This window comes from Lactiplantibacillus sp. ME-2, assembly GCF_022549155.1.
In the GTDB taxonomy this organism is placed as follows: Bacteria; Bacillota; Bacilli; order Lactobacillales; family Lactobacillaceae; genus Lactiplantibacillus; species Lactiplantibacillus plantarum.
The window spans coordinates 1-1756 of record NZ_JAKZEQ010000102.1 but is presented as its reverse complement, the minus strand read 5'-3'; the positions used below and the strand labels follow the sequence as shown (position 1 = coordinate 1756).

Annotated in this window: 3 protein-coding genes; all 3 read right to left on the bottom strand. The window is 43.1% G+C overall.

Translation table 11 applies throughout. From position 1 onward, the window contains the following. Window positions 1–40 precede the first annotated feature (40 nt). Window positions 41–505, bottom strand: coding sequence for an IS3 family transposase (locus tag MMY95_RS15500; protein WP_241277818.1), 465 nt, complete (start codon window positions 503–505; stop codon window positions 41–43). A gap of 179 nt (window positions 506–684) precedes the next feature. Continuing rightward, window positions 685–810 carry an IS3 family transposase gene (locus MMY95_RS15495; RefSeq protein WP_016374491.1) on the bottom strand — a complete coding sequence of 42 codons (126 nt, stop codon included), beginning with the start codon at window positions 808–810 and terminating at the stop codon, window positions 685–687. Window positions 811–962: 152 nt separating this feature from the next. After that, a partial coding sequence (locus tag MMY95_RS15490) for a L,D-transpeptidase family protein (RefSeq protein WP_241277817.1) occupies window positions 963–1756 on the bottom strand: 794 nt, incomplete at its 5' end.

Here is a 1756-nt window from a genome sequence, read left to right as displayed (position 1 = left end):
AAGTGATTGCTTTGGGCTTTTTAATTTCTGTTCGGATTAATTATAGAATTTGCCAGAACGAATAGCCGATAATCCGTCGTGAGTGCAGGTCCATGATGGTTGATAAGTAACACCAGCCATTACGCTTCGTTTGAATATAGGTCATATCAGCGGTCCATTTTTGATTTAAACCAGTGGTCGAGAAATCCTGCTTAAGCAAGTTGGGATGCTGTTCAACCTTGGTTTTGGAAGCCGAAGCCGCTTTCCACTTATTGACGGTAACGGAGTGGATATCCAGTTCCTTCATGAGCCGGGAAATCCGTCGTGGACTGCACCGAAGCTGCAGTGGTTGAAGTTCCAGATTCAATTCATGGTGGATCTTCATAACACCGTATCGCTGCCTAAATTCCGCAAAGATCCGCAGAATCCGTTGTTTCAAGTCCGCATCTTCGGCCCGGCGTTTTGAAGGTTTGGGGGATCGATAACGATAATACTGAGCTCTGGAAACACCGAGGATTCGGCACATCTTGGTTACCTGGTGGTGATGACTTTCTTGGTGAATGTAATCAAAGATATTGGTTACTTCTGCGCAAGAAAGCCCAGGGCTTTTTTTAGGATTTCGTTCTCCTCAGACAGCGAAGCCAGTTGCTTTTCCATCGCTTTGATTTCGTCTGGCGATTTACCGGATTGAGTTTTGCCCTGGCCCTAGATCCACTTATGAACTGTTGAATAGCCAATGCCATATTCTCTGGCCAGTTGGGCAGCTGATTCGCCTTGCTTATATAGGTTGATAATGTTTTGTTTAAATTCTTTGTCGTAACGAGTTGGCATGTAAAAATTCCTTCCTTTTGAGAGACGATTTATTCATTATACCCTCTCTTAAAAGTTGTCTCAGGAATCAGCTTACATCCATGCACTTAATTTAATAATTCGCCCTAAAAAAACTTGGATTGCCATTTCAAATAGGCAATCCAAGTTTCATCTTAGTAGTTTTTAAGTTGTGATTGGTTTTGAACATCAACAACGTATGCTTTGGTTCCCAAGTGACTGATTAGAGTGCGCATATCACTTAAGTTAATTGAGACACAGCCCTCAGTTGGCCATTGGTTCTTAACGTGGATAAAGAAGCCAGAACCATTATTCTGTCCGTGATTATCCATAACAACCGCTAGCTCATACTGATTATGAGGCGCTGCTTTTGTGTAGTCAATCAAATGTTCGTTCTTATTGTTGGCCCAGTTACGATTCTGCCAGGTATTATATTGGCGATCGTTTTGGTCCTCAATCCAATAAGAGTTTGACTTGATTTGGCGATAACTCATGCCGGCAGTTCGAGCAGTGGCGCCTTTTCCAAAGGCAAAGCTAAGATGATAAACACCCTTAGGAGTTGTGCTACTTCCTTCGTGAGAGTTTCCGATGCCTCCATTGCCGATACGACTTGATGAAGTTAAAAGGTTGCGCCAAGTGTTACCTTGTTTTTGCCATAACTTTAAGGTTGCTGTTGATCCGCCATTCTGAACGACGGTCACGATTTGTTGCGCTTTTTGAGCAACACGCATGGAACCGATAATATCTGCTTCGGTTTGTGGTTGATTAGTTGATACAGCATCACCATTGCTGCCGAAGTAATAACGGTGGTTACCGACAGTGGCGTAACGGTTACGATATTGAATGTGATCCGTGCCGTAAAATTCTAACTTGTTATTACCATAGTGCCGTAGTCCAGTAATGGCATCGCCGTTGCCCCCAAAGTAATAAAGCTTATTGTTACCAACAG

Coding starts and splice junctions, on each gene's coding strand:
- MMY95_RS15500 (WP_241277818.1), bottom strand. CDS start 505: ATGTGCCGAATCCTCGGTGTTTCCAGAGCTCAGTATTATCGTTATCGA.
- MMY95_RS15495 (WP_016374491.1), bottom strand. CDS start 810: ATGCCAACTCGTTACGACAAAGAATTTAAACAAAACATTATCAACCTA.